Consider the following 20627-nt stretch of genomic DNA (forward strand, 5'->3'; position numbering starts at 1 on the left):
CCAAGTCGTTCCATGGATGCGATCGCGGCGGTGGGCGAGCCAGCGCAACCATTGCGATCCGCAATTGACGGGATATGCACCGTCTAGTCGATACGTCGGCAAAAGGCCAAAATAATTGTTCAAAGGGGGGCGATTTTCCACGACCGGCCTCGAATTTCTGCCGCCCTGCCGCTAGCCTCCCGATCATGCCCCAAATTCGCCGCCTTCCAGAGAGCCTGATCAACCGGATTGCTGCCGGTGAAGTGGTCGAACGGCCGGCTGCGGCGCTCAAGGAACTGGTCGAAAACGCGATCGACGCGGGTGCGAGTCGCATCGCGGTGAAGCTTGTCGAAGGCGGCCTGGGCAAGCTCGAAGTGATCGACGACGGCTGCGGCATGTCGGCGGAAGAAATGGCGCTGGCGCTTGAGCGCCACGCGACCTCCAAACTGCCCGACGACGCGATCGAGCAGGTCAGCACTTTGGGCTTTCGCGGCGAGGCGCTTCCGTCGATTGCCAGCGTGGCGCAGCTCACGATCGAAAGCCGCGTGCGCGGGGCCGAGGATGGCTGGCGCCGCGTGGTCGACCATGGCCAGCTGATCGAGGAAGGGCCTGCCGCCTTGCCGCCGGGCACAAGGGTGAAGGTCGAGAAGCTGTTCGCCAAGGTGCCCGCGCGCCGCAAGTTCCTGCGCAGCGAGCGCAGCGAATACGCAGCCTGCCTCGATGTTGTGCGGCGGCTCGCGATGGCGCGACCAGACGTGGCAATCTCGCTCGAACATGGCGAGCGGCGGATATTCGGCCTGCAGGCGGATGAGCCGCTGGCAGACCGGGTGGCGGGGATCGTCGCGCGCGAGCTCAAGGACAACAGCGTCGCCATTGCCGCCGAGCGCGAAGGGCCGGGCGGGACGATGCGCCTGTCGGGAATTGCGGGCCTGCCGACCTACAATCGGGGTGTCGCCGATCACCAGTATCTCTTCGTCAACGGGCGCCCGGTGAAGGACCGGCTGCTGGTGGGCGCGGTGCGCGGGGCCTATGCCGATATGCTCGCGCGCGATCGCCATGCCGTGCTCGCGCTGTTCCTCGACCTGCCACCCGAGGATGTCGACGTGAACGTCCATCCGGCCAAGACCGAGGTCCGCTTTCGCGATGCGGCGGGGGTACGCGGTTTTATCGTTTCGGGGTTGAGGCAGGCGCTTGACACTGGCGACCGGCGCAGCGCGCAGGGGCCGGATCGCGGCGCAATGGAACGGTGGCAGCAGGAACCGGTGCAAGACCCTTCACCTGCACTCGCCACCATCTTTTCACGCGATTGGTCAGCTCAAAAACCCCGCGTGAGCGAAGCCGGGCAGGCGTGGCGCGCCTATGAGGGCGAAGTCATGGCGCGCGACGATTTTGCGCCGCAGGGCCGTGCTATCGAGGTCGAGGAAGCGGATGCTGAGCAGGAATTCCCGCTCGGCATAGCGCGCGGGCAGGTCGCCAATACCTATATCGTCGCCGAAGCGGCGGACGGGTTGGTTCTGGTTGATCAGCACGCCGCGCATGAGCGGCTCGTGCTCGAGCGGTTGCGCGCTGCCGGGGCAGGGGACGCGGTCGCGCGTTCGCAGGCGCTGCTGGTGCCCGACGTGGTCGAATTGGACGAGGTCGATTGCGACCGGCTCGAGGAAGCCGCCGAGGGCTTCGCGCAATTCGGGCTGGCGATCGAGCGCTTCGGCACCGGCGCCATGCTGGTGCGCGCGCTGCCCGCCGCGCTGGCAAAGGCCGATTCGCATGCGCTGCTTACCGACCTTGCTGATGATATCGCCAAGCACGGCCAAGCCTTGCTCCTCGAGGAAAAGCTCGAACATGTGCTGGCGACTATGGCTTGCCACGGATCGGTGCGGGCAGGGCGGGTGCTGCGCGTCGAAGAGATGAACGCGCTGCTGCGCGAAATGGAGCGCACCCCGCGCTCAGGCCAGTGCAATCACGGCCGCCCGACCTGGGTCAAGCTGAGCATGGAAGACGTCGAGAAGCTGTTCGGGCGGCATTGAAGCCGACCTGGCGCTACATGATGTAGTGATCGCCGGCGGCCCGAACGGTGATCTCTCCGATCGAAACGCCCCATGGCTGGTCGATCGCGTGCATCATCGCATCGGCAATATATTCAGGTGCAAGGACGAGGTAGTCGATGCCTTCCGGATCAAGACCGCTGTTGGGTAATCTGCCTTCGGCCATCCCGCCCAGCAAGTCATAGAATTCCTGGGCGTTTTGGCCGACGATGCCAATTGCGCCCATGGGGCTGATGACCCCAGCGCCAAGACCGGTTCCGGGCACTCCCGTAGGTTTGACGATGGTGACTTTGATCTTGCCGCGGCAATCCTGCCGGAAACTGTCGGAGAAATAGTTCACCGCAGCCTTGGTCGCGCCATAGACTGCCGAGCCGACCACGGGGTGGTTGCCATAGATCGAAGACACATTGATCACGTGCCCGCGCCCCTGCTTCATCATCGGGTCATAGGCGGCGACACAGCCGTTCATCACACCTTTGAAGTTGATGTCGATGCATCGGTTCCATGCCTCAAGCGCCTGCGAATGATCCTCCATCATTGCAAGCGGCATGGTGCCCGCGTTGTTGACCATGACATCCACGCAGCCGAACGCGTCCACAGCGTCTTCAACCAGGGCGCGGACCTGTTCGTATTGCGTCACGTCGACCGTGCTGGCGCGTGCCTCTCCACCGGCATCGCGCACCATTTTCGCGGTTTCCTCGGCGGTTTCAGGATTGATGTCGGCGCAGGTTATTTTTGCGCCACGGGCTGCAGCCTTGAGCGAAAGCAGGCGACCAAAGCCGCCGCCAGCGCCGGTGATCACTATCGATTTTCCAGCAACATAATCGGCCACTTTGCATCCTCCCGCTGAGTATCAGATCGTCAATCCTCGATCGGGGCATCCGGATCGCGCACTGCGATCAGCCCGTTCGACGTCATTTCCATCACGACGTCGCCGTTCTGGTTGAACACGCGCGCGCGGCTTTTGAAGATCCCCATTTCGCGGCGTGACTTGCTGCGCCGCTTTTCGATCACTTCGCTTTCAACGCGCAAAGTGTCGCCTGGATAGACCGGCTTCTTCCATTGGAGATTGTCGACGCCGGGCGAGCCGAGCCCCGCCTGCTTCACCGACTTCATGTTCTCGACCATCATCGCCATGGTCATCGCGCAAGTGTGCCAGCCGCTGGCCGAGAGCCGCCCGAAATGGGTCTTGGCCGCCGCTTCGTCATCGAGATGGAAGGGTTGCGGATCGTACTTGCTTGCGAAATCGAGAACTTCCTCGCGCGTCACTTCATAGTGACCGAATGCGGTTTTCTTCCCGATTTCAATGTCTTCAAAGTAGTTCATGCAAGCCTTCCGAGGTCACGTGTGGCAGGTCACTCGCCCGGCATAAGCGCCGGTTGCAGCGGCGCTAGCACATCGCGCGATTGCTGCGCCCCTGGCAAGTGAAGCAGTTCGCGCACCAGCGGCGTGACGAGAGTGTTGTCGAACGCGTCGAGCTTGACCCCGTGGCGGAACGCCGGGCCATTGGCGACGAACAGCGCCAGCATCTCGGGCGAGGCATTGTCATAGCCGTGGTTTCCGCCGCTCCATTCGCCGTTGGGCCGCGAGGTGGTGACGGTCCATCCGGTTTCGGGCAGGCAGAAATAGGGCGGGATGCGGCGATGCGTTCCGTATTGGAAGCGCGCGGGCATTTCTCCCTTGCGCCAGCAGGTCATATGCTCATGCGGCGCCAGCAGCGCCGCCTCGAGCGCCGCCTCATTGCCTTCGGTCGGTTCAAAGCTGGCGTAAGCGCCGCCTTCGACGAGCCGGTAAAGCGAGGGATCAAGAAAATCGTTGAGCGCGATCACCCGTTCGGAGCTGGTCGGCGCCATGCCATGATCGGAAACGATGACGAGGTTGGCCGGTTGGCCAAGCTGTGCAAGGCCATCGACCAGCATGGACACATAGCCGTCAATGTCCGTCAGCGCGGCGTGCAATTCCTCGCTCTGCGGGCCCGAGTCATGGCCCGAGGTGTCGATCGTGTCGAAATAGAGTGTCACGAAGCGCGGCCGGATTTCCGCCGGGCGGCGCAGCCAGTCGAGCACGCTGTTGACGCGCTGCGTGTTGTTCACCTGCATGCTGAACTGCTGCCAGTCCTGCGGCAGGATGCCGTCCTGCACCGGGCCCCAGCCGCGCGCTGTGCCGCCCCATGGAACCGCCGAGCCGGGCCAGAACATCGCGGCGCTGCGCACACCGGCTTCTTCGGCCTCGACCCAGATGGGCTTGGCGTCGCTCCACCACCACGGATCGACTGTTGCCATGGTGAAGGTTTCGCCCGGGCGGCCCGGGTCTTCCATCCGGTTGGCGGTGATGCCGTGGCGATCGGGCACGAGGCCTGTCACCAGCGTCCAGTGGTTGGGGAAGGTCTTGGTCGGGAAGGATGGGCGCATCGGCGCGCTGACGCCATGGCTGGCGAGCGCATCGAGAGTGGGGGTCATCCCTTTGCCGAGATAGTCGGGGTGGAAACCGTCGATCGACACCAGGATGGTGACCGGCGCGCGATCTTCCTGCGCGCTGGCGGTGCTCGCTGCCGGGACCGGCTCTGCGGCAAAGCCTAGCTGCGGCGCATTCACCGCCAGCATTGCGGCAAGCGCCAGGGTCAGGGATTTCGCCAGCGCACGCATCATGCTTTCTCCGGGTCTCAAACGTTGAACTTGAACAGCATCACGTCGCCATCCTGGACGACGTATTCCTTGCCTTCCTGGCGCAGCTTGCCGGCTTCCTTCGCACCGGCTTCGCCGCCCAGCGCGACATAGTCATCGTAGGCGATTGTTTCAGCACGGATAAAGCCGCGCTCGAAATCGGTGTGGATCTCGCCTGCGGCCTGCGGGGCCTTGGCACCCGCCGGGAAGGTCCATGCGCGCGCTTCTTTCGGCCCGCAGGTGAAGAAGGTCTTGAGGCCCAGCAGCTTGTAGCCCGCGCGGATCACTCGGCTGAGCCCGCTTTCCTCAAGCCCCAGTTCGGCAAGGTATTCGGCGCGGTCCGCAGGGCCCATCGCCACGAGCTCGCTTTCGATCGCGGCTGAAACCACCACCGCTTCGGCACCTTCGGCCGCTGCCTTGGCGAAGACGAGTTCGGACAGGGCATTGCCCTTGGCGGCGTCTTCCTCGCCCACATTGCAGACGTAGAGCACCGGCTTGGCCGTGAGCAGCTGCGCCTGTGCGAAGACGCGGGCTTCCTCGTCATCCTTCGGCTCGGTCAGCCGCGCGGGCTTGCCTTCGCGCAGCAGGTCGAGCGCTTGTCCGAGGACCGAAGCCATCAGCTTGGCTTCCTTGTCGCCGCCGGTGGCGCGTTTCTGCGCGGCGGGCACCCGCTTTTCGAGGCTTTCGAGGTCGGACAGCATCAGTTCGGTTTCGACCACTTCGGCATCGGTGATCGGATCGACCTTGTTGGCGACATGCTGGATGTCGTCATCCTCGAAGCAGCGCAGCACATGCACGATCGCATCGACTTCGCGGATATTGCCGAGGAACTGGTTGCCCAGTCCTTCGCCCTGGCTCGCGCCCTTGACCAGCCCGGCGATGTCCACGAACGCCAGCTGGGTGGGCACCACCTTGGCGCTCTTGGCGATTGCCGCGATCTTGTCGAGCCGCTCGTCCGGCACAGCGACCTGGCCAACATTCGGCTCGATCGTGCAGAACGGATAGTTCGCGGCCTGCGCGGCCTGCGTCTCGGTCAGTGCATTGAACAGGGTGGACTTGCCGACATTCGGCAGGCCGACGATCCCGCAACGGAAACCCATCGATAACTCCGGAATAAATGATTGGCGCGGCCCTTAGCGTGTCGCGCGCCGATGTGGAAGCACAGGCTTGGCCATTTGCTCGACTTGGCGTTGCGACATGCTAAGCCTTCGGCAAATCAAGGGGAGTTCGTAATGCGCAAATCCATGATCGCACTGCTGCTGGCTTCGGCAATTCCGCACGCTCCGGCGGCGGCGCAGGACAGCCTTGTACCGGTTGCGGCCGATTTGCAGCAGGGCACGATCGAACTGACGCTTCCCGCACCTGACGGCGAAGGGATTGCCGCGCGCTTCCTCTATGTTGCGCAGATCGAGACGGGGGTAGGTTCCGCGGCGACCGGGGTGGACCGGGGCGCGCCGCTGCAAACGGGCATCCTGCGATTCCGCCGCCTCGGCAAGAAGGTGGTCGCCGAGCTTGAGAACACCGGCTTCGTCGCGCCTGCTGGGTCGGCGGCACAGCAGCAATCCGTCGCCAACAGCTTCACCAATGCGACAATGTGGGTGGGCGATATTGGCAAGACCGCCGCCGATGGCAGCTTTACTTTCGATTTTGCGCCCTTCCTGGCCAAGGATCATTTCGGTTTCGCGCGGCAATTGGGGAAGGGGTACAAGTTGGAAGCGGGCTATTCGCTGGCCGATCCGGCCAAGGTGAAGGCTTTTCCGGAGAATGTGGAATTCTCCGCCCTGCTGAGTTTCTCGACCGACAGCGCGCCGCCCGAACTGCGCAATGTTTCGCCCAATGGCAGCGACATCTCGCTTTGGGTGCGGCATTCGCTGGTGGCGCTGCCGACCGAGCCGATGCCACGCCGCACCGATCCTTATGGCTATGCTTTCAGCACCCGGACCTATGATTTCTCCGCGCCGCTGGGTCGCTCGATGCTGGTCAAGCTGGCCGAGCGGCACCGGCTTGAGAAAGTCGATCCATCCGCCGAGCGCAGCCCGGTGAAGGAGCCGATCGTTTACTACGTCGACGGGGCCGCGCCCGAACCGGTTCGGCAGGCGCTGATCGACGGGGTGGGCTGGTGGGCCGAAGCCTTCGAGGAGGCGGGTTTCCTCGACGCCTTCCGCGTCGAAGTCCTGCCCGAAGGCATTGACCCGCTCGATATGCGTTACAACGTGGTCAACTGGGTCAACCGCGCTACCCGCGGGTGGTCCTATGGCCCCAGCATCGTCGACCCGCGCACCGGCGAAATCCTGAAGGGCAGCGTGATGCTCGGCTCGCTCCGCGTGCGGCAGGACATACTGATCTTCCAGGCGCTGATGGGGGCGGGGCTGACCGATAGCGGCCAGCCGGATGACCCGGTGAAAGTGGCGCTCGCGCGGATTCGCCAGCTTGGCGCCCATGAAGTGGGCCACACGCTGGGCCTGTCGCACAATTTCGCCGCGAGTTCGCAGGGGCGCTATTCGGTGATGGATTATCCTGCGCCGCGCGTGGAACTGGTCGACGGGAAGCTGACCATCGCCGATGCCTATGGCGTGGGCGTGGGCGAGTGGGACAAGTTCGCGATCCGCTATCTCTATGCGGCAAAAACCGATGAGGAAGCGCGCGCCATGGTGCAGGAAGCGCAGGCACGCGGGCTTCGCTTCGTCGCCGATGCGGATACGGCGGGCACCGAAACCGCCAATCCGCAGTCAGCCCAGTGGGACGATTTCACCGATCCGGTTGCGGAACTGGGGCGGGTGATGGCGGTGCGGCGCGCGGCGCTCGAACGTTTCGATGTCGATGCCATACCGGGCGGGCAGGACATGCCGAGCTTGCGGCGCGCCTTCGTTCCGGTCTGGCTGTTGCATCGCTACCAGGTGGTGGCTGCGGCAAAGGCGCTGGGCGGGGTTGTCGCGCCATATGGGCTTTCAGGCGACGCAGTGTCGGTCGAGCCGGTGAGCGCGGAGCAACAGGAACAGGCCTTGGCTGTGCTGCTGGATGCGCTGTCGGTAGAGGCGCTTACCGTTCCGGCGCGATTGCTGCCGATCCTGTCTTACGGGCCGGGAACCGACTTCGATTATTCCACCACGATCGAAGTCATGCCGACTGCAGGCGGGCCGGTGTTCGATCCGCTGCGTGCGACCGAGATCGGCGCGGTGCATGTGCTCGACAATCTGCTCGATCCGCAGCGGCTCAACCGGATCGACCTCCAGCGCGCCAATGGCATCGGCGGACCTTCGCTCGACGAATTGTTCGGGAGGCTGATCGCTCATGCAGACCGGGCTGCGGCATCGGGCGAGGCAGGGCGCAGGATCGCAACCACCATCGCGCTCGACCTTGCGCGCACTTCGCGGAGTGGCAAGCTGTCGCGCAGCATCGCGCTGCAGATCGAAGGCAGGCTGGCGAGCTGGGCGGCGAAACTTGCCAAGGCTCCGGCCAAGGGTGCGCTTGGCGACTGGCAGCGCGGGCTGGCCCTGCTGCTGCGCGACCGCACGGCGCTGGACGCCGCGCTGGCCGACAAGAACCTGCTGCCGGACGTGCCGCCGGGCATGCCGATCGGCTAGCCCGGCGGAGCTTGTCAGACCCGGTGCACGGCGCGGATCAGTGGACCGGCGCCTGACTGGCCAAGCCAGCCGACCTGCACTTTTGCGCATACCTCGTTGATCGGGGTCTGCGGAATCCCGCCTGCGGAAACGGGCTGGCGCAGCGGGCTGGTGCCGCGCGGCATGGCGGCCAACTTCGCGATGGCGCGCGGGATGTCCATCGTGTCGGCGCTGCGGCCCGATCCGTCTTCCGTGCCCATCCGAGCCACCTGCTGCGGATAGCCGGCGGTGTGGATTTCCTCTGCACGCGCCTTGAGCGCCGCAGTATAGATATTGCGATTGACCCACACCTTGGTCGGGTAACCGCCGGGCTGGATGATGGTGACATCAATCTTGTGCGGCACCAGCTCGTAAGCCAGCTGCTCGCTCATCGCTTCGAGCGCGAACTTGGTCGCCGAGTAATGACCGGAATAGGGGGCGATCACGCGGCCGAGCTGGCTCGACATCTGGAAGATGTGCCCGCCGCCTTTCGCGCGCATTCCGGGCAACGCGGCCCGTGCCATGCGGTGGCAGCCCAAGACATTGGTGTCGAAGATCAGGCTGGTGGCTTCCATGTCCTGCACTTCGACAGGAGACGTGATCCCGATCCCCGCATTGTTGACCAGCACGTCCATCCCGCCGCCATTGATGCGCTCAGCCTCGGCCACTCCCGCGGCAACCTGCGCATCCGACAGCACATCGATCTCGATCACATGCAGGTCGAGCCCATCGTCGCTCGCCAGCTGGCGCAGCTCGTCCGCCTCGGGGCGGGGCAGATTGCGCATCGTGGCGAAAACGCGCGCACCGCGGCGAGCGTAATATTCCGCACCGGCCCGGCCAAATCCCGACGAAGTGCCGGTGATCAGGATCGCCTTGCCCGAAAGGTCTGGCTCGGCATTGACATGGTCGGGTTGGGCGAAGGAAGCGGTGGCGGCAAAGGCGCCAGTGGCAGCGGCGCCTGCAAGCAGGCCGCGACGATCGATTGATGGCATGGTGTCTCTCCTATTGGTGCAGCATAGCGCCTATGGGAGAGCAAGCGAGTCCAGCCAACATTGCGCCTCGCGCGAGCTGCATAGCCGGACCACCTTGTCCCGATAGGGCCCTATCCGACCTTCCAACCTTTGCCGTGAGCCGTGGTTCCAGCGAGCGACATATAGCAGGAATCCAAGGTCAAGCCGTTCGGGGCATCCTTCGGTCATGTCGGGACGCGCACGTCCACGCCAGGCCAAGATGCGCTTGAGCACACGCCAGAAACACAGCGGAATAGGATAGTCGAGATACACCACTGTATCCGCGCGCGGAAGCCGCTCGTCCAGCGTTCCGCCATAGGTCCCTTCGATGATCCACTGATCGCCTGCCACGACCTCGCGCAGCCGCAAGCGCAATTCCTCGTCTGTGGAATCGATCCAACCCGGTTTCCAGTTGAGCTTGTCCATATGGAACAGCGGCAAGCCGGTCGCTTCGGCCAATGCGAAGCCAAAGGTCGATTTGCCGGCGCCACAGGGGCCGACGATCAGGACACGCTGCATTGCGGCCTATTCCTGCAATCGCAGCGCTACATCGCTCATGAAGCGGGCGTCGTCGCCTTTGGCCAGCCATTCCGCCTCCGCCGCGATCGCGCCGAGCATGTCGACAAGGTCGTCCTGTTCGCTCTTGGCGTAATTGCCCAGTACATAGCCGGTCACGCGGTCCTTGTGGCCGGGATGGCCGATGCCGATCCGCACGCGGCGGAACTCTGGGCCAAGGTGCTGGTCGATCGAGCGCAGGCCGTTGTGGCCTGCTGTGCCGCCTCCCTGCTTCACCTTCACCTTGAACGGCGCGAGGTCGAGCTCGTCATGGAACACTGTGAGCGCATCGGTGCCGAGCTTGTAGAAGCGCAGCGCCTCCGCCACGCTGCGGCCGCTTTCGTTCATGAAGGTCGCGGGCTTGAGCAGCAGGATTTTCTGCGTGCCGATGCGGCCTTCCTGCGCCCAGCCCTGGAACTTCTTCTGCACCGGGCCGAATTCATGCATGTCGGCAATAACGTCGAGCGCCATGAAGCCGACATTGTGCCGGTTCATCCCATATTTCGGTCCGGGATTTCCGAGGCCAGTCCAGATCTGCATCTGCGCGCCCTAGCATATGGACCGAAAATGCAAACCGCCGTTCGGAATGAAGATTGTCCGGCAAGGCTGGGCGAAGTAATCACTGTGCTGGACGAAGGGGGCAAGGCTCGATGAAGCGATCGAAAATCTGGATATGGGCGGCAATTCCGATGCTGGCCGCTTGTGCAACCAGCAATCCTGGTTGGACCGGCGATGGCGCGGTGCCCTTCGATACAGCGCATGCTGCGTGCGAAACGGCGACTGCCGGGATCGAAAGCGAGGAACTGCGATACCAGCAGATGACCGAATGCATGGCCGGGAAGGGCTGGTCCAGGGGCTGAACGCGACGCGCCCGGACCGGCTATACAATCGCTATCCGCGCTCTGGCCAAAGCGGCAGCAAGCGGGAATCGCATATCGCCGCCGTGCGGTGAGCGGTGATCGCTTGCGCCTCCGGATCGCTGGCAAATGCCAGGAAGCTTGCCTTGCTCGCCTGTTTTACAAGCATGGCGTAATCCCAGCTCTCGTCTTGCGGGCCGATCAGGAATTCGTCTGCGTGCCCGGCGAAGACCAAGCTGCCGCCCGAATCGATGAGTAGCGGCTCAATGCCTTCCATGTACGCGCGGTATGCATCCTCGCCGCTGCAGCCGCCCGCGGGTTCGAGCGCTGGCGCATGGCCGTAATCCGCGCGTTCGCGGAAGCGCAAAAGGTTGAGCATCACCACAGGGCCGTCAACGGGCGCTCCGAAGAAGCGCGCTCCTTGCTCGGGCGAAACCTCCAGATAGGTTTTGCGGGGCTGCTTCGGGGTTTCCATACGATTGGCTCCTGTCTGAAACCAAAACGCCGGCCCATTGCTGGACCGGCGCCTTGGTGATTTCGCAAGAGAAGCGGAGGATTATTCCTCGGTCGCTTCTTCTTCCTCTTCGCCGCCCTGCTCGGAAGCAGGCACTTCGTCAGCGGCGGCTGCAGTCGAGGTATCGCCTTCAGCCTTCTTGAGCGCCGAAGGTGCAACCAGCGTAGCGATGGTATAGTCGCGATCGGTGATCGCGCTTTCGCTGCCGGCGGGCAGGGTCACTTCGCTGATGTGGATCGAATCGCCCACATCCTTGCCGGTCACGTCGATCACGATTTCGCTCGGGATCTTGTCCGCTTCGCAGATCAGGTCGAGTTCGTGACGCACGATGTTGAGCACGCCGCCCTTCTTCAGGCCCGGGCTCTTTTCTTCGTTGGAGAAGACCACCGGCACGTTCACTTCAACCTTGGCGTCCTTCGAAAGGCGCAGGAAGTCCACGTGGGTCGGGCGATCGGTGACGGGATGGAAAGCGACATCCTTGGGCAGGGTGCGCACGCTCTTGCCGCCGAGTTCGATCATCACGATCGAGTTCATGAAGTGGCCGGTGCCAAGCTGGCGGACCAGTTCCTTCGCCTCGACGTGGATCATCGTGGGTTCTTCCTTGCCGCCGTAGATAACGGCGGGAACACGGCCATCGCGACGCAATGCACGGGAGGCTCCCTTGCCAGCCCGTTCGCGCGCTTCAGCCGGCAGGTTCAGAGCGTCGCTCATGTCACTTACCTTTCGAATTGCTTTGAGTTTGTCATTTCGCGCGCCACACCTCCAGGGATGACCATGACGCCGAAGCGCGGCCCTTTAGGCGGCAAAGTGCCGATTGGCAAGCGTGGATTGCCGCGGCGGGTGCGGCCTATTGCAGGCGGCGCACGCTGTAGCCGCGCTGCTCCAGCAAGGCGGCGAGGCCATCGGGCCCGACAAGGTGCGCGGCACCAACTCCAACCAGCGGGCGCGGTGCCTGCTTGAGCATGTTGTCCAGCTGGGCAGCCCAGTCCCGGTTGCGCCCGACCAGCAGGGCCTGGCGCAGCTCGCGATCGGCGAGAATGCCGGTTTGCGACGCTTCGACCAGCGCATCTTCGTCGCCCGATAGCCATGCGCGCCGCAACCGGTCCGGATCCTCGTCGCGCTTCTTCGTCTCGGCGATCACGCCTGAGAGCAGGTCGGACTGGTCCTGCTCCGGCAATTGATCGAAAATGCCCAATTGCCGCTCCGCGCCTTCGAGTTCGCGTATCTCGCGGCCCTTGAAATCGGCCAGCAGCGCGCGATCGGCGCCATGCCGCGACGAACCGTCATCGTCCACTTGCGCCAGCATCAGCGCCACCGCCCAAGTCTCTATCCCTGCGAAATCGCCGGGCGAATAGCCGCCGCGTTCGATCAGCGCGAACAGGTCCGGCCGATGTTCGGAGTCCACCCGCATGCCGATATCCGGCTGTTCGGGCGAGCCTGCGAGGTCCGCGAAGACTTTGCCGATCGCGGCATTGTCATCAAGCGCAGCGATTTCGACCACCAGCAAATCGGCCCGGTCGACCACACTGTCGAGTTCTTCAGTGCGCCATTGCACACCGCCGGGCAGCGAATGGATCGTGCCGAACAGCCAGCCTTCCACCGCGCCGTCCTTGCCCGTCACTTCATAAAGTACGGGCGAGGCATCGCCCCAAGCGCCTTGCGGTTCCTGCCCGCATGCGGCCAGCGCCAGCGCGCCGATCAGGGGCAGGAAGCGGCGCAGCATCACTGAACGCGAACCGTCTCGATGCCGAGTTCGCTCAAGGCGTCCTGCACGCTTTCCTTGCCTGCAAGGTGCCCGGCGCCCACTGCCACGAACACCGTACCGGGCGTTTCGAGCCGCGTGTCGATCCATTGCGCCCAATTGCGGTTGCGCGAATAGAGCAGGGCATCGGCGACCTTGGGATCGGTCAGCCCTTCGTTCATCAATTGCGCCAGCGCGTCGGCATCGCCTTCGAGCCATTCGGCCACCATCCTGTCCAGCATGGGCTTGATCTCGTCGATCCCGGCCGAAGCTTCGACGAGGAAATTGACCTGCGATTCCTGCGGCAGCTGGTCGAAGATGCCGATCTGGAAAGCGATGGTTTCGAGCGCCTGCTGGTCCTTGTCGCCCGCCTTGGTCAGGATCACCTTCTCCACCCCGGCATCGGGCGAATAGCCTTGCTGCAGCAGCGGCAGCATCGACATCATCATGCCCGCATACCACGGCTCGAAGCGGTCGAAGGCGGCGGCCGGAATGCCGAGCTTACCCATCGCCGCTTCGTAAGTCGCGGTCTGCTCGGCGTTCAACAGGCTGCGCAGCGTGGTATCCGCGGGCAGGATGCCTTTGGTCATCACCAGCTGCTGCATTTCCGTGGGCATTTCGGGCGTCATCTTGATTTCGGTGACGACGCTGTCGGATGAAGCCAGCGCGTTTTCGAGCACGCTCGACGACCATTCGACATCCTTGGGCAAGGCGTGGACCGTGCCGAAGAGATAGATCGTGGTGTCCTCGTCTGCGACCTTCCACAGCGCGGGTCTCGCCGGGGCGCTTGCCTCGACGCTGGTTGTCGCTGCAGCTGCGACTTCGGCTTCCTGCCCGGCGAACGCAGGAGCGGCAAAGGCAAGTGCGGACACGCCAAGTGCGGCGAGGACTTTGCGAGGGGTCAGTTTCATCGATGGTCCCGTGATTGGTTCGTCGGTTTCGCGAATGCTAGTCCTAGGATGGCTGAACCATCAATGAAAAGGGTTTATGCGCCGGTCGTAAACGGTTTTGGGGCAGCTGCGCTGCGCAAATGCCGCACTGCGGCATTGACGGTGGGCAGGGGCTGCGCCATGGGCGCTGCCCATGAGTTTCGAACCGCCCAAACGCGATCCCAAGCGCTCCTTCCAGGACATGATCCTGGCGCTCCACGATTATTGGAGTGCGCAGGGCTGCGTCATCCTGCAGCCGTATGACATGCGGATGGGGGCGGGGACGTTCCACACTGCGACCACTTTGCGCGCGCTGGGCCCCGAGCCGTGGAACGCGGCCTTCGTCCAGCCTTCGCGCCGCCCGACCGACGGGCGATATGGCGAAAACCCCAACCGGCTGCAGCATTATTACCAGTACCAGGTGATCATGAAGCCGAGCCCGCCTGACCTTCAGGAGCTCTATCTCAAGAGCCTGGAAGTGATCGGGATCGACCCGCTCAAGCACGATATCCGCTTCGTCGAGGACGATTGGGAAAGCCCCACGCTGGGCGCATGGGGCCTTGGCTGGGAAGTGTGGTGCGACGGGATGGAAGTGACTCAGTTCACCTATTTCCAGCAGATGGGCGGGTTCGACTGCAAGCCGGTGGCGGGCGAGCTGACCTACGGGCTTGAACGGCTCGCCATGTATATCCAGGGCGTCGACAACGTGTACGACCTTGCGTTCAACACGCAGGGCGTCAGCTATGGCGACGTGTTCCTCGAGAACGAGCGCCAAATGTCGAAGTGGAACTTCGAAGTCGCCGACAGCGATGCGCTGTTCGACCTTTTCAACAAGGCAGAGGCGGAATGCCGCAACTGCCTGGCTAACGACGTTCCGATCGCCGCCTATGAGCAAGCGATCGAGGCCAGCCATGTCTTCAACCTGCTTCAGGCGCGCGGCGTGATCAGCGTGCAGGAACGCGCCAGCTACATGGGTCGCGTGCGCGACCTCGCGCGCTCGTCCTGCGAGAAATATGCCGAGAAGATGGCGCCCGAATGGCAGGCCAAATATCCGGAGTGGACGCTGTGAGCAGGGACTTTCTTCTCGAGCTGCGCAGCGAGGAAATCCCTGCGCGGATGCAGGCCGGTGCGCGCGCGGAGCTGGAAAAGCTGTTCCGCCGCGAGATGGAGGCCGCAGGGGTCGCCATTGGTGAGATTTCGGTGTGGTCGACCCCGCGCCGGTTGGCGCTGATCGCACGCGGGCTTCCCGAAGCCACCGAAGCCAGCAAGACTGAAATTAAAGGGCCGCGAGTTGGAGCTCCTGATCAGGCTATCGATGGATTCCTCCGTCGGTATCAAGTTCCGCGCGAACAGTTGATTGAACGCAATGGCATCTATTTCTTAGAGCAATTGGCCGCCGGTCGACCAATGTGGCGCGTCCTTCAAGAAGCAATCCCGGCGATCATCCGCGATTTCGCATGGCCCAAGTCGATGCGCTGGGGTGCTCCCTCGCTTTCGACCGAGAGCCTGCGCTGGGTGCGCCCGCTTTCGGGCATCGTCGCGCTGCTGGGCGGCGAAGTGGTCGAATGTTCGATCGGCGATGTCGCCAGCGGCAATGTGACGCGCGGGCACCGCTTCCATTCGCATGGCGAGATCGCGATTTCGGGCGCCGGGGACTATCTCGACAAGCTGCGCGCCGCGCATGTCATCGTCGACCATGAAGTCCGGCAGGACATGGTGCGCGAAGGCGCGCGCAAGGCCGCCGCCGATGCGGGGCTGACGCTGGTCGAGGACGAGGGCCTGGTGATCGAGAACGCCGGGCTCACCGAATGGCCCGTGCCGCTGCTCGGCCGCTTCGACGAGAGCTATCTCGACGTGCCGCCCGAAGTCATCCAGCTCACCGCGCGGGTGAACCAGAAGTACTTCGTCTGCGAGGACAGTGCCGGCAAGCTCGCTAACGCCTTCGTCTGCACCGCCAATATTGCGGCGGACGATCCGGCGGTAGTGGTCGACGGCAATCGCAAGGTGCTCGCCGCGCGGTTTTCCGATGCGCGCTTCTTCTGGGAACTCGACCAGAAGACCAGCCTCGAAGATCACGCGAAGAAGCTGGAACGTCGCGTGTTCTTTGAAGGCCTCGGCACATATCAAGAAAAGTCGGCACGAATTGCTGAACTCGCGGCTCATATCGCGAAGAACTACGTGACCTCAGTCGATGCGCAAATGGCAGGAAAAGCGGCGGAACTCGCAAAGGCAGATCTCGTCACTGCAACGGTTGATGAGTTTCCTGAGTTGCAAGGTATTGCGGGGGGATATCTCGCCAATGACCTAAGTCAGGAACAGGCGGAAGCGATAGCGTTCCAATACCGCGAGGACCCCCCAGGTCATCTAGCTCAAGTAGTCGGCATCGCTGATAGGCTTGATACTTTGGTGGCGTTTTTTGCTCGTGACAAAAAGCCGACAGGGTCGAAAGACCCGTTCGCTCTGAGACGTGCTGCCCTCCACTCAATCAAAATTATAACAGAAAACAATCTTAGAATCCCATTGCTCAAGGTGTTCAAAAAGGCGGAAGACGGTCTGCCTTTTGATGAACAGGGTTTGGTAGGGGAACTTGATGCGGCAGAGCTCCTCGATTTCTTCGCTGATCGCCTCAAGGTCCAGCAGCGCGAGGCGGGTGTCCGCCACGATTTGATCGACGCGGTGTTTGCGCTTGGTGGCGAGGACGATCTGGTCCGCCTGCTCGCCCGCGTGAAGGCCCTGCAGGGCTTTATTGGCACTGAAGACGGCGCGAACCTGCTCGCGGGCTACAAGCGCGCGGCCAATATCCTCAAGAAGGAAGACTGGCACGGGATTGAAGGCGAGATCAGCCGCACTGGCGAGGAAGACCCGCTGGCGGGCGTCGACGACCCCGATCTGGCTCCGGTGATCGCCGCCAAAATGGCCGAGCGGCACGCGAATGAGCTTTCCTACACGCCCGAACCTGCGGAAAAGGAACTTAATGAGAAGCTCGCCTACGTGGAAAGGCTGGTTGGTGCTGCGATTACCGACGAAGATTTCGACTTTGCGATGAGACTGCTCGCAACCCTGCGCGCGCCGATCGATCGCTTCTTCGATGAAGTCACGGTTAATGCCGATGAAGAAAACAAACGCGCGGCAAGGCTCGACATGCTGCTGCGCTTCCGCGATGCGGTGCACCGCGTGGCGGACTTCAGCCGGATCGAGGGATGAGTTTTTTCCCTCAATACAGTGTCGCATGTGTCGCATGCGGGCTTAGCGAAGGGATTGCACATTGAAGACGGTCTACACATTCGGAGGCGACCCGGTCCTTGGGCAGGATCATTCGGACCCGCGCCAGAAGGACAAGACCGTTTCCGGCGGCAAGGGCGCGAACCTTGCAGAAATGGCCAGCATCGGCCTGCCGGTGCCCCCGGGCTTCACCATCACCACTGAAGAATGTGTAAAATATCTTCAGGAAGGTGCTGATTTCTCTGATGATCTGCGTGCGCAGGTCGTCGCGGCGCTGGCTCATGTCGAAGCGACAGTGGGCAAGAAATTTGGCGATGCGGGCGATCCGCTGCTGGTTTCGGTCCGCTCGGGCGCGCGCGTCTCCATGCCCGGCATGATGGACACGGTGCTCAACCTTGGCCTGAACGACGCGACGGTCGAGGGGCTTGCCACGACTTCGGGTGACGAACGCTTCGCTTGGGACAGCTATCGTCGCTTCATCCAGATGTATTCCGACGTGGTGCTCGGGCTCGATCACGGGCTGTTCGAAGAAGCGCTCGAGATCGCCAAGGAAGACAAGGGCTATTACGCCGACACCGAAATGGAAGCGGAAGACTGGCAGGCGCTGGTCGGCGAATATAAGGGCATCGTGCAGCAGGAGCAGGGCGCCCCGTTCCCGCAGGACGTGACCGGGCAGCTGTGGGGCGCGATCCGCGCCGTGTTCGACAGTTGGGAAAGCGACCGCGCCAAGGTTTATCGCCGCCTAAACGACATCCCGGCCGATTGGGGCACGGCGGTGAACGTGCAGGCGATGGTGTTCGGCAATATGGGCGATACCAGCGCCACCGGCGTCGCCTTCACCCGCGATCCGGCGACCGGCGAACGCGCCTATTACGGTGAATACCTCATCAACGCGCAGGGCGAAGATGTGGTGGCGGGCATCCGCACGCCGCAATATCTTACCCGCGCCGCGCGCGAGAAGGCCGGGGCGAAGCCGCTGAGCATGGAAGAGGCCATGCCCGAAGCCTATGCCGAGCTGGCCCGCGTGTTCGACCTGCTCGAGCGCCACTACAAGGACATGCAGGACATCGAGTTTACTGTCGAGCGCGGCAAGCTGTGGATGCTGCAGACGCGCAGCGGCAAGCGCACCGCCAAGGCGGCGCTGAAAATGGCGGTCGAGATGGTCGGCGAAGGGCTGATCGATGAGCGCACCGCGATCCTGCGGGTCGATCCGATGGCGCTTGACCAGCTGCTCCACCCCACGCTCGATCCCAAGGCGCCGCGCGAGGTGCTGACCAGCGGCCTTCCGGCCTCGCCGGGCGCGGCTTCGGGCAAGATCGTGCTCGACGCCGACACCGCCGAAACCTTCGCTTCGCGCGGGGACAAGGTGATCCTGGTGCGGGTCGAAACCAGCCCCGAGGATATTCACGGCATGCATGCGGCGCAGGGCATCCTGACCGCGCGCGGCGGCATGACCAGCCACGCAGCCGTGGTGGCGCGCGGCATGGGCCGCCCCTGTGTATCGGGCGCGTCGGCTGTCTCGATCGACCGCGCCAGCAAGACCCTGCGGATCGGCAATCGCGAGCTGCGCGAAGGCGATGTCATCACGATCGACGGCAGCAACGGGCAGGTGATGGCGGGCGAAGTGCCGACGGTTGAGCCCGAGCTGGTCGGCGATTTCGGCACTCTGATGGAATGGGCGGACGCGCACCGCCGCATGAAAGTGCGCACCAATGCCGAAACCCCCGCCGATTGCCGCATGGCGCGGCAATTCGGGGCGGAAGGCATCGGGCTGTGTCGCACCGAGCACATGTTCTTCGACGCACGCCGGATCCGCGCGGTGCGCCAGATGATCCTGGCGGAGGATGAGAAGACCCGCCGCGCGGCGCTGGCCAAGCTGCTGCCAGAGCAGCGCGCCGACTTCCGCGAGATCTTCGATGTGATGTCGGGCCTGCCGTGCACGATCCGCCTGCTCGACCCGCCGCTGCATGAATTCTTGCCGCATGCGGACGAGGATTTCGCCGAGCTGGCCGATGCGACCGGGCTGGGGGTGGACCACCTCAAGCGCCGCGCAGCCGAATTGCACGAGTTCAATCCGATGCTGGGCCATCGCGGTTGCCGTTTGGGGATCACCTTCCCCGAAATCTACGAGATGCAGGCGCGCGCGATCTTTGAGGCTGCGTGTGAAGTGGCCAAGGCGGGCGGAGAAACGCCGGTGCCGGAGATCATGGTGCCGCTGGTTGCGACCAAGCGCGAGCTTGAGCTGCTCAAGGCGTTGATCGACCGTGTGGCAAAGCAGGTGTTTGAGGAAACCGGGTGCCCGGTCGAATATCTCGTCGGCACGATGATCGAGCTGCCACGCGCTGCGCTGATGGCGGGCGAAATCGCGCAGGAAGGCGCGTTCTTCAGCTTCGGCACGAACGATCTGACGCAGACCACGCTGGGCGTGAGTCGCGACGATTCGGCGCGCTTCCTCGCACCCTATGTCGAGAAGGGGATTTTCCCACGCGATCCCTTCGTCAGCCTCGATATCGAAGGCGTCGGCCAGTTGGTGGAGCTTGCGGCGGAGCGGGGCAGGGCGACCCGGCCCGACATCAAGCTGGGCATTTGCGGCGAACATGGCGGCGACCCGGCGAGCATCGCCTTCTGCGAAAAGGTCGGGCTCGATTACGTGTCGGCCTCACCCTATCGTGTGCCGATTGCGCGGCTTGCGGCTGCGCAGGCAGCGCTAAGGGCCTAACGCCAGCCGGTGAGAGTGAGGATCTGGAAGGTCTCGGCGACCTTCCCTTCCTCGTCCTTTATCGCTTCGAATGCGGCTTCGGCGCGCGCCAGTCCGGCCTTTCCTACATAGGGGGCAGGCGATACAAGCACCGAAGTGAGCGCCTGCTCGCGCAGGTCGCCGACAAGGCGGTCCAGCGAGCGGTAACGGACCGTCATCCGGTGCGTGTCGACGACCTGCTTGGCGAATCCGGCGCGCTGCATCAGCGCCGCCGCTGCCCGGTCGTCGATCTGCGGGTGGAGCCGTGCAGCGGGGCGCTCGCCATCGGCGGCGAGCATCACCTGCCGGAGCGCGTTAAGGCTGCCTGCGCCCGGGAATTGCGCGATCGCCAGCCCGCCGGGCGCGAGTGCGTTGCGCAGGTGGAGCAGGGCGCCGGGCAGGTCGTTGACCGTGTCTAGCCGCGCATGGCTGATGATAAGGTCGAAGGGCGCGCCGGCGATCGGCTGCTCCTCATCGGGTGAGGGCAGGGTAGCGACTTCGCTGCCGCGCGCCCGGAGCTGTGCAGCTAGTCCCTCTGCCGAATGGCCTGTCACCAGTGCTCGCGCAGGTTCGAAGCGCATGAAGTCGAGCCGTTCGAGGACGTCGCGCTGGAGTTCCTCGTAGAGCCAGTTTGCTGCGCCTTCACGCGACGCCATTGCCTCGGTACGCGCGGCACGGGCATCGCGCCGCTTGCCGGCGAAGATCTGGGGAACGCGAGGCTGGCTCATTGCCCAGCGCAGTGCCCCGCTTGCGCCCGCGGTGCAAGAGGTGCAGCA

18 protein-coding genes are annotated in these 20627 nt (G+C 63.7%); 6 read left to right on the forward strand and 12 right to left on the reverse strand.

Annotated features, from left to right (window positions below; translation table 11 throughout):
• Positions 1-185 precede the first annotated feature (185 nt).
• On the forward strand, positions 186-2003 hold the full coding sequence (gene mutL / locus ACUJ47_RS03075; RefSeq protein WP_445536988.1) for a DNA mismatch repair endonuclease MutL: 1818 nt from the start codon (positions 186-188) through the stop codon (positions 2001-2003).
• 13 nt (positions 2004-2016) lie between these two features.
• On the opposite strand, the gene ACUJ47_RS03080 is transcribed toward mutL, so the two are convergent.
• The 4 genes from ACUJ47_RS03080 to ychF are packed head-to-tail and all read right to left on the reverse strand — an operon-like array spanning position 2017 to position 5784.
• Positions 2017-2853 carry an SDR family oxidoreductase gene (locus ACUJ47_RS03080; protein WP_445536989.1) on the reverse strand — a complete coding sequence of 279 codons (837 nt, stop codon included), beginning with the start codon at positions 2851-2853 and terminating at the stop codon, positions 2017-2019.
• A gap of 29 nt (positions 2854-2882) precedes the next feature.
• On the reverse strand, positions 2883-3347 hold the full coding sequence (locus ACUJ47_RS03085; RefSeq protein ID WP_445536990.1) for a MaoC family dehydratase: 465 nt from the start codon (positions 3345-3347) through the stop codon (positions 2883-2885).
• A gap of 29 nt (positions 3348-3376) precedes the next feature.
• Positions 3377-4666, reverse strand: coding sequence for an alkaline phosphatase family protein (locus ACUJ47_RS03090; RefSeq protein ID WP_445538844.1), 1290 nt, complete (start codon positions 4664-4666; stop codon positions 3377-3379).
• Between the two features lie 17 nt (positions 4667-4683).
• Complete coding sequence (ychF, locus tag ACUJ47_RS03095) at positions 4684-5784, reverse strand: redox-regulated ATPase YchF (protein WP_445536991.1); 1101 nt, start codon at positions 5782-5784, stop codon at positions 4684-4686.
• 132 nt (positions 5785-5916) lie between these two features.
• Between ychF and ACUJ47_RS03100 the strand changes: the two genes are divergently transcribed.
• The gene (locus ACUJ47_RS03100; RefSeq protein WP_445536992.1) at positions 5917-8268 is read left to right on the forward strand and encodes a zinc-dependent metalloprotease; all 2352 of its coding nucleotides are present in this window, start codon (positions 5917-5919) and stop codon (positions 8266-8268) included.
• Positions 8269-8282: 14 nt separating this feature from the next.
• On the opposite strand, the gene ACUJ47_RS03105 is transcribed toward ACUJ47_RS03100, so the two are convergent.
• The 3 genes from ACUJ47_RS03105 to pth are packed head-to-tail and all read right to left on the reverse strand — an operon-like array spanning position 8283 to position 10391.
• Positions 8283-9278 carry an SDR family NAD(P)-dependent oxidoreductase gene (locus ACUJ47_RS03105; protein WP_445536993.1) on the reverse strand — a complete coding sequence of 332 codons (996 nt, stop codon included), beginning with the start codon at positions 9276-9278 and terminating at the stop codon, positions 8283-8285.
• Positions 9279-9308: 30 nt separating this feature from the next.
• Positions 9309-9815, reverse strand: coding sequence for a topology modulation protein (locus ACUJ47_RS03110; protein ID WP_445536994.1), 507 nt, complete (start codon positions 9813-9815; stop codon positions 9309-9311).
• A gap of 6 nt (positions 9816-9821) precedes the next feature.
• On the reverse strand, positions 9822-10391 hold the full coding sequence (pth, locus tag ACUJ47_RS03115) for an aminoacyl-tRNA hydrolase (RefSeq protein ID WP_445536995.1): 570 nt from the start codon (positions 10389-10391) through the stop codon (positions 9822-9824).
• Positions 10392-10501: 110 nt separating this feature from the next.
• Here pth and ACUJ47_RS03120 point away from each other — a divergent pair, with 110 nt between their 5' ends.
• On the forward strand, positions 10502-10711 hold the full coding sequence (locus ACUJ47_RS03120; protein WP_445536996.1) for a hypothetical protein: 210 nt from the start codon (positions 10502-10504) through the stop codon (positions 10709-10711).
• Between the two features lie 31 nt (positions 10712-10742).
• On the opposite strand, the gene ACUJ47_RS03125 is transcribed toward ACUJ47_RS03120, so the two are convergent.
• The 4 genes from ACUJ47_RS03125 to ACUJ47_RS03140 all read right to left on the reverse strand — a co-directional run bounded on the left by ACUJ47_RS03125 (position 10743) and on the right by ACUJ47_RS03140 (position 13874).
• Positions 10743-11183: a DUF1330 domain-containing protein gene (locus ACUJ47_RS03125; protein ID WP_445536997.1), complete on the reverse strand. Its 441-nt coding sequence runs from the start codon at positions 11181-11183 to the stop codon at positions 10743-10745.
• Between the two features lie 81 nt (positions 11184-11264).
• Positions 11265-11933, reverse strand: coding sequence for a 50S ribosomal protein L25/general stress protein Ctc (locus ACUJ47_RS03130; protein WP_445536998.1), 669 nt, complete (start codon positions 11931-11933; stop codon positions 11265-11267).
• A gap of 136 nt (positions 11934-12069) precedes the next feature.
• Positions 12070-12945 (reverse strand): TraB/GumN family protein, encoded by an 876-nt coding sequence (locus ACUJ47_RS03135; protein ID WP_445538845.1) that lies wholly within the window; start codon positions 12943-12945, stop codon positions 12070-12072.
• The gene (locus tag ACUJ47_RS03140; protein ID WP_445536999.1) at positions 12945-13874 is read right to left on the reverse strand and encodes a TraB/GumN family protein; all 930 of its coding nucleotides are present in this window, start codon (positions 13872-13874) and stop codon (positions 12945-12947) included. Before ACUJ47_RS03140 ends, ACUJ47_RS03135 begins: the two co-directional genes overlap by 1 nt.
• A 172-nt stretch (positions 13875-14046) precedes the next feature.
• On the opposite strand from ACUJ47_RS03140, the gene ACUJ47_RS03145 reads away from it, so the two are divergent.
• The 3 genes from ACUJ47_RS03145 to ppdK all read left to right on the forward strand — a co-directional run bounded on the left by ACUJ47_RS03145 (position 14047) and on the right by ppdK (position 19833).
• Positions 14047-14961 carry a glycine--tRNA ligase subunit alpha gene (locus ACUJ47_RS03145; protein WP_445537000.1) on the forward strand — a complete coding sequence of 305 codons (915 nt, stop codon included), beginning with the start codon at positions 14047-14049 and terminating at the stop codon, positions 14959-14961.
• Positions 14928-17096 carry a glycine--tRNA ligase subunit beta gene (gene glyS, locus ACUJ47_RS03150; RefSeq protein ID WP_445537001.1) on the forward strand — a complete coding sequence of 723 codons (2169 nt, stop codon included), beginning with the start codon at positions 14928-14930 and terminating at the stop codon, positions 17094-17096. Before ACUJ47_RS03145 ends, glyS begins: the two co-directional genes overlap by 34 nt.
• A gap of 61 nt (positions 17097-17157) precedes the next feature.
• Positions 17158-19833 carry a pyruvate, phosphate dikinase gene (ppdK, locus tag ACUJ47_RS03155; protein ID WP_445537002.1) on the forward strand — a complete coding sequence of 892 codons (2676 nt, stop codon included), beginning with the start codon at positions 17158-17160 and terminating at the stop codon, positions 19831-19833.
• Here the strand turns inward: ppdK and ACUJ47_RS03160 are convergent.
• Positions 19830-20579: a methyltransferase domain-containing protein gene (locus ACUJ47_RS03160; protein ID WP_445537003.1), complete on the reverse strand. Its 750-nt coding sequence runs from the start codon at positions 20577-20579 to the stop codon at positions 19830-19832. The genes ppdK and ACUJ47_RS03160 overlap by 4 nt on opposite strands.
• Positions 20580-20627 lie beyond the last annotated feature (48 nt).

This window comes from Altererythrobacter sp. Z27, from assembly GCF_052683155.1.